At 31.8% G+C, this 6466-nt stretch carries 5 protein-coding genes; all 5 read right to left on the reverse strand.

What is annotated here, in order from left to right:
• Positions 1–363: 363 nt before the first annotated feature.
• The 5 genes from GBH57_RS15800 to GBH57_RS15820 all read right to left on the reverse strand — a co-directional run bounded on the left by GBH57_RS15800 (position 364) and on the right by GBH57_RS15820 (position 6255).
• Positions 364–1974 (reverse strand): Eco57I restriction-modification methylase domain-containing protein, encoded by a 1611-nt coding sequence (locus tag GBH57_RS15800; RefSeq protein ID WP_151675473.1) that lies wholly within the window; start codon positions 1972–1974, stop codon positions 364–366.
• On the reverse strand, positions 1961–4939 hold the full coding sequence (locus GBH57_RS15805; RefSeq protein WP_151675474.1) for an Eco57I restriction-modification methylase domain-containing protein: 2979 nt from the start codon (positions 4937–4939) through the stop codon (positions 1961–1963). Before GBH57_RS15805 ends, GBH57_RS15800 begins: the two co-directional genes overlap by 14 nt.
• A gap of 2 nt (positions 4940–4941) precedes the next feature.
• Positions 4942–5277 carry a helix-turn-helix domain-containing protein gene (locus tag GBH57_RS15810; RefSeq protein WP_151675475.1) on the reverse strand — a complete coding sequence of 112 codons (336 nt, stop codon included), beginning with the start codon at positions 5275–5277 and terminating at the stop codon, positions 4942–4944.
• A 341-nt stretch (positions 5278–5618) separates the two neighbouring features.
• Positions 5619–5909 (reverse strand): helix-turn-helix domain-containing protein, encoded by a 291-nt coding sequence (locus GBH57_RS15815; protein WP_015025859.1) that lies wholly within the window; start codon positions 5907–5909, stop codon positions 5619–5621.
• Complete coding sequence (locus GBH57_RS15820; RefSeq protein WP_042247318.1) at positions 5899–6255, reverse strand: type II toxin-antitoxin system RelE/ParE family toxin; 357 nt, start codon at positions 6253–6255, stop codon at positions 5899–5901. Before GBH57_RS15820 ends, GBH57_RS15815 begins: the two co-directional genes overlap by 11 nt.
• Between the last annotated feature and the right edge of the window lie 211 nt (positions 6256–6466).

The following is a 6466-nucleotide window of genomic DNA, read 5'->3' on the forward strand; positions in this document are numbered from 1 at the left end:
TGCCCAATTTTCCAATCCAATCCTTTCGTCATTTTTCGCTCGACTTCATCAAAAAAATCAGCAAGATTTGAAAAGTTATTTCCCTGTATTTTGATGGTTAACATTTTTTTCAGCATTAAAGACAACGGTCTAGTATAAGAATAGTAGCGGATTTGCACACACTAACTTTTCGGTTAAAAACAGACCTTTTTTATATTTACTTACTTTATTTTTAGCGATTAAACCGCTATTATTTTTATACATTGTTGTACACTGGCTTTTATTCCGCAAACTTGCTAGCGTTGGCAAAGACATACTCTTTTGCAATTTTTGGTGTAGCGTTGGCTGGTGCGAATTGCAAATGTGTATGGCTTTGAGCGTTGGCTATTTTTTTCCTCTATTCAATCTTCGGTTAGATAGCTTTTTCCATATACTATCCGCTAATTCAATTTCTTCATTAGTCAAGCCGTAATTTTCTTTTAATATTTTTTCGTTCGTAATTTTCAATAATTCCGAAATGTCTTTCTTTTCACGAATCATTTTGTCAATAATCGGTAGTAATTCCGCATTCTTTTCATTGTAAGGCAAAAGAATCCTTTCCACTTCGTTCGGCATTAATTCCAAAACTCCGCCACCGTGACTTCTTCCACAAATCTCAGCAAACGCAAAGGATAGAGAATTGTAATAACTAGCTGTCAAAGCTTTAATATCCGCTTTTTCTTTTACTGTTACTCTATGCATAGTATCCGTTGTAAAAGCTTCTGCTTCGTTAATTATTAATTTTGGATACTTATTGTTTCTCCTAATAAACAATGCGTCCGATATTCTTTGTGAAGGCACAATTTGCCATTCATCACGTATTCTACATTTATATCCTTTGTGTATTTCATTTTCTTCTCCCCAAGCAATGTAATCCCTAGCTCCAACTGAGCCATTTAGTTCGTCCATTTTCGGAAATGATAAAAAGTGTGTTCGGGCTTCCGAGTTTCTGTTTTTAATCCAATCTTTTTCTGTGAAAATCGCACTTGGAACTTGCACACTTCTACCAACTAATGGTTTTGCATACTTTTCTAAGTTGTAGAATTGTACAATAGAAAGCGGAACTGTAAAAAATGGATTTGAACCTGTTGTAATTCCGACTTCTACTTTTGCGTATTCTTTAAGTCTTGGAATTATTTTGTCGTTTTGAAGCTTTTCTAAAAAGTCAATTTCGTTTTGTTCAAGGAAATAAAAAGTCCATTTGTTTGATTTGAAATCAATTTTCTTCTTTGGACTTTTTAATTTTGATACATCTAATTTTTCTAGTTCTTCCGCATCTTTCAATTCTAAATGTTCAATCAAATGTGTTTTAGAATTATTTTTTTCGCATAATAATAGCACTACTTCTTGCTGAATGTCTGGAAATACCAATTTTTCAAAAGAAACAATGTTTATTTTATTATAAAAATGAGCTAAAAATTCTCGTAAGGGTTGAGCGTAGGAAACTTGAAGAATTTCAGCTGGCAATACAAATCCAATTTTGCCTTTTTCTTTTAAAAGTAGGGAAGAGCCAACAACAAACGAAACCCAAGCATTTGTTAGTTTAGAATACTTTAGTTTGGCTTTGTCGAAAATGTTGGAAGCAAATTCTTGTTGTTCTTTGTCAAAATATTGGTAGCGAATATAAGGTGGATTTCCGACTACCAAATCAAATTTTTGTTTGGTGTTAATGCAGAAATCGTGAAAATCGGCATTAATAACGTTGGTCTTGTCCAAGCCAATTTTTTTAGACTTTTCAGCTTCAAATTCATCAAATTCAATTGCAGTTACTGAATTATATTCGTAATCTCCTTTTTGTATTTCTTCAAGAAATACGCCATCTCCACAACTTGGTTCTAAAATATCAAGTTGTTTGTTACCGTTAAATGCCCATTTTAAAACAAATGATGCAATTGGTTCAGGTGTATAGAAACCACCCCTTAATTTTTCCTTTGATGCTTCTTTAATTAGTTGCATAAATTTCAGAAATTAAAGGGATATCACTATCAGCTTCTCCCAAGTTAAACAAAGTTTTAAGTGTATCGTCAAGTTCAGCTTTTAAAAGGTCGAACTGACGTTGTAAAGGAATTAAGACTCTTTTATTTCCATTATTTATATCTATTTTCCCCTGAACATCAATTAATTCTTTTTGAATTTTCGCGATTTTATCGTGAATATCTTTCTCTGATTTAGTATTAAAATCAATCAGTCTGATAGGTAATTTTTTGAGCACTTTTGTACCTCTTGCGATATAACCACCTCTGAATACTTCGCCAATTAGTGCAGAAAACCACTCTAGATATTTAGAGTTCAATAAAGCTTGAATGTAATAGATAGAGTACGGAAAGTTATCAGGTAATGTAATCATACAATAACCTGCTGTACCACCTGATGATATTAAAGTGCCGAAGTAGTCAATTGCATATTTATTGCCTTGTGCTAATACACCAACAATAATTTTCGCAGGTACATCACATTTGTCTAGACTTTGATGTCTACCATATCTGTACCATTCATTTTTGGTCTGAGGTTCAGGTTTAATGTCTCTTTTATCATTATCAAGTTTATCCTTGTAGTGATTTAAAAACTTATATGTTTCTGGATAGTTTGCTTTTAAATCATCAATTTCTACAAACTCAATTCCCTTTTTGGTTTTTAAGTAAGGATAAATAACAAATGAATTTGGTAAAAATGGACGATAAGTATATAAATTATCTTCTCCGCTAGAAGTCTTGAAATATGGTCTAGTTAATATTTTCTCAACTTTCCATTGAACACCATCTTTTTTGAAATAAAGAAAGTGTTTATCTTCTTTTTCTATCGAATGGATATAAACGTTATTGGCACTTGTTTGAATTCCATTGTAAATATTTTCAGAACCAATAAGCTCCTCTAATGTCTTCGATTGTGAAACAATTGATGTATAAATTGGTTTTAAAATACTTGGATAAAGTACCCAACCTTCTGCTTCTAAAGAGTCTATCTTAAATTCGTCAAAATGTTCCTTCCCAATATTTCTTGTTTTCCAATTTTTGATTGAGTTTACCTCAAGATATTTGAGTTGTTCTAGCTTTTCTTTTTTGAGAATTAAAAGGCAAGTGTATGTCGTCTTGTTTTGGAAAACTTGATTTGCACCAAAGGATATTATTTGTTGAATCGCTTTGTTGTCAACAAGTAATTCTCTTAACTTTTTACCTGCACCAACTTTGGCAAATTTACTGGGTACGATATAGCCAAAATATCCGCCATCTTTTAGAAGTTCTAAACCTCTTTCAATGAAAAGAAAATATTTATCAAACTGTTTGTAAGATGAATCAAATTTCGACTTATAAATAGGTAATTCAAGAGGTGTAAACTCTTTCATATGCTCTGTTGCCATATAAGGCGGATTGCCAACAATTACGTCAAAACGAATTTTGTCAAAATTAAAAGGATTTATTTCATCTTGATTTTTTTTGTTTGTTTCCGCTGTCTCAATTAAACTATTTCCAAACTGAATATTTTGGTCAAGAGTTGGTAATGCAGGTATTGTTATTGTTGCATTATCTTCATTTTCAAGAAGTTTCAATAGTAAACCAAATTTACAGGCTTGAACAGCATTATAATCTTTATCAATTCCAAAAATGCAACTTTCTAATACTTTCTTTTTGAGGGGAAAAGGCAGTTTATAAGTGTTTATTGATGTCTGAATTAATTTTGTGTGGTCGTTAGATAAATAGAAATCGACAAGTGTATCTTGTAATAATTGATAAGTTTCTAGCAAAAATGCCCCTGAACCACAAGCAATGTCTGCAAATGATGAATTTAAAATTTCATCATCATTTTTGTTTTTGCAATGCTCTACAACCGTTTGCCTTAGAATATCTTGAATAATAAAAGTTGGTGTTGTAACAATATCTCTATCAACATTTTCAGGTTTCTTTTTTAAGAGAATTTGCCCTTTTTCTATCGTTAATTGTTCTCCAAGAAATATTTCATAGATGTTTCCTAGAATATCTGAAGCAAAAACTGAAAAGGAATAAGTGCTTTCAGGGAAATATAAATCTCTGATTATTTCCCAAAATGCGGAAGAGCTATCAGAAACTACTTTTTCCGTTAAAGGCTGATTAAATAAACCTGCGTTATATTTTTTGTCGGCTTCTTTGAATTTTTTGATGAGCGAAGCGAAATCATTATTTTCTGCAAAGTTTAAAAGTGTTTTATAGGTTTCTAAATTTCGGTCTTCACAAACTCTTAAAAATATGATACTATTGATATAAGACTGAACGATATCATTTAACTCTTCTATACTTAAGTCAGGTTTGTGCGAGTAAATTTCTTTACCCAAAACGATTCGCCATTCATTAATATGAGAAAGGAATAAATCATCAACACTTGAAAGTTTTAATTGCTCTTCAATTTCTCTCCAAGTTTCATCAAATTCTCCTGAATAGACAGCTTCGTTACTTAGCTGTTTTTTTATGTCCTCAAAAGCTGATTCATATTCTGTATAGTGATAAAGATTGATTCTAGATTTTGTTACAGAATCATCTTTTCCAACTTTTTGAGAGCAATCATAGATTGCCAAATATTCAAAATTTGATAAAACTGAAATTTTTAGTTTTGCTGTGAAACCATATCTACGAATTTGTTTTGCAGGTTCGTTGTCGCTTTCAATTTTTACGTTTGGTTTTTTAGCTTCTAAAAAGAATTTTCGTTCAGAAAAAAGCCTAAAAGTGTAATCAGGTTTTTTAGTATTAGAACTAGCATCTGCTTTTAATCCTTCTTCAACCAAGACTTCACGTTCGTTAGTTGGCTTTCCAGTCGAGTTTTTAATGTCCCAACCAAGTATTTCAAATAATGGGTCAAGAAAATCTGTCCTAAGTTGAGTTTCGTTGTAATCCGCTTTTAGATATGCTTCTCTATTCGAGTGATATTTTTTAACAAGGTCTTTTATATTCATATTTATTTTAAGTCCAATGAACCTTGTTTAAGATTCTTATTTTTTAAATATTTAATTTTTTCTTCTGCTACTTTTAGAATTTCGTTGGTATTTTCTTCTTCAATAATCTGATAAGCTACTTTGTCGCTAAAAAGTATAAGTCCAAGAGTTTTTTCCTCAATACCGAACAATTCCGCCAATATTGGAAGCATTTCTTTATTGGCACTTCTTTCTCCACGTTCAATTTTTCCCAATGTTGATGGGTCAATATCCAGTTTTGATGCAACTTTTCTTATCGGAAGATTTTGGTCTTCCCTTAATTTCCGCAAGTACTCTCCAAACGATTGTTTCGTATTCATTTTATAGTATTTTTCCTGAAAATATATTCAGGACAATAATTGTCCAAATTTAACAATAGATTTTGTATTTCCAGCAAAAAAATTCGATTAATTTATTTCGGTGGTTGCGGTGGGTAAGGGCAAGCTCTTTTTATTTTTTGAGGCACGAAAAAAATGAAATGTGCTTGACTGTGCGGTTGGCTTTTCAGAGCTTGTGTACAACGTGTTTGTGTATGATTTCGTTGCGTGTTTAAGCACTAAAGTTAGCAAATAAATCACAGATAGAAAGTCCGCGAGGACTTTCGTAAGTAAGCTAGAACTAGCAATGAATTATACACGGTGTTGTAAAATCGTACTTTATATCAGACTTCGATTGAAATATTTACTTTTCCTCCAAGTCCTTTTTCAACGATGTCAAATAATGTTTTTAAAGTCAGATTACTGCCATTATTTTCCACACGAGAAATGTACGTTCGTTTTTTGTCAATCAGTTCGCCAAGTTGCTCTTGAGTCAGATTTTTTTCCTCACGTGCATTTCGTAAAAGCAAACCTATTTTAAAAGATTCAAAATCTCTATCGAGTTCGTCTCTGCGTTCAGTTCCTTTTTTTCCGTAAACTGTGTTTTTTATTTCTTTCCAACTTTTAGTTTCCATTTCCTTTGTTTTTTTCTTCGTAATACTCTTTCATTAATCGAACAGCTTTGTCGATTTCTTTTTTCGGTGTTTTCTGCGTCTTTTTAGTAAATCCGTTCAAGAGTATAACTAATTTACCTTTATCGAAGAAGCAAAAAACTCGCCAAATATTCGAACCTAATTTTATTCGAGCCTCAAATAATCCTTTGTGAGTTTTCATTGGTGCTAAATACGTTTTCGGCACGTGCTGATAAGTTTCGATTATTTCAATGACCTTAAATATTTTGTCCTGAACCTTTTTCGGTTGAGCAAGTAGAAACTCCTCGAAATAATTTTTATATTGTATTACTTGCCTAACTTTTTCCATCTCGACAAAGGTAACTTAAAAGTTACTATTTTCAAAATATATCAAAAGTTTAATTTGAAGTTCGGGTGTTTTTGGGTATGTTTTACAACGTCTTTGCATATGAGCAGTGCGGAGGATGAAAGGCATTAGCCTTTCGGACGGACAGGAGCTGATTTTTACAAATTTCGAATATTAATTTTTTTTTTTGGCAATAAGTCGAATTTGTAAAAAT

Origin of the sequence: Patiriisocius marinus, from assembly GCF_008974325.1 — a bacterium.
Classification (GTDB): Bacteria; Bacteroidota; Bacteroidia; order Flavobacteriales; family Flavobacteriaceae; genus Patiriisocius; species Patiriisocius marinus.

Bases quoted from the DNA above. Each gene is read 5' to 3' on its own strand.
- GBH57_RS15800 (WP_151675473.1), bottom strand. From the start codon at position 1,974: ATGCAACTAATTAAAGAAGCATCAAAGGAAAAATTAAGGGGTGGTTTC.
- GBH57_RS15805 (WP_151675474.1), bottom strand. From the start codon at position 4,939: ATGAATATAAAAGACCTTGTTAAAAAATATCACTCGAATAGAGAAGCA.
- GBH57_RS15810 (WP_151675475.1), bottom strand. From the start codon at position 5,277: ATGAATACGAAACAATCGTTTGGAGAGTACTTGCGGAAATTAAGGGAA.
- GBH57_RS15815 (WP_015025859.1), bottom strand. From the start codon at position 5,909: ATGGAAACTAAAAGTTGGAAAGAAATAAAAAACACAGTTTACGGAAAA.
- GBH57_RS15820 (WP_042247318.1), bottom strand. From the start codon at position 6,255: ATGGAAAAAGTTAGGCAAGTAATACAATATAAAAATTATTTCGAGGAG.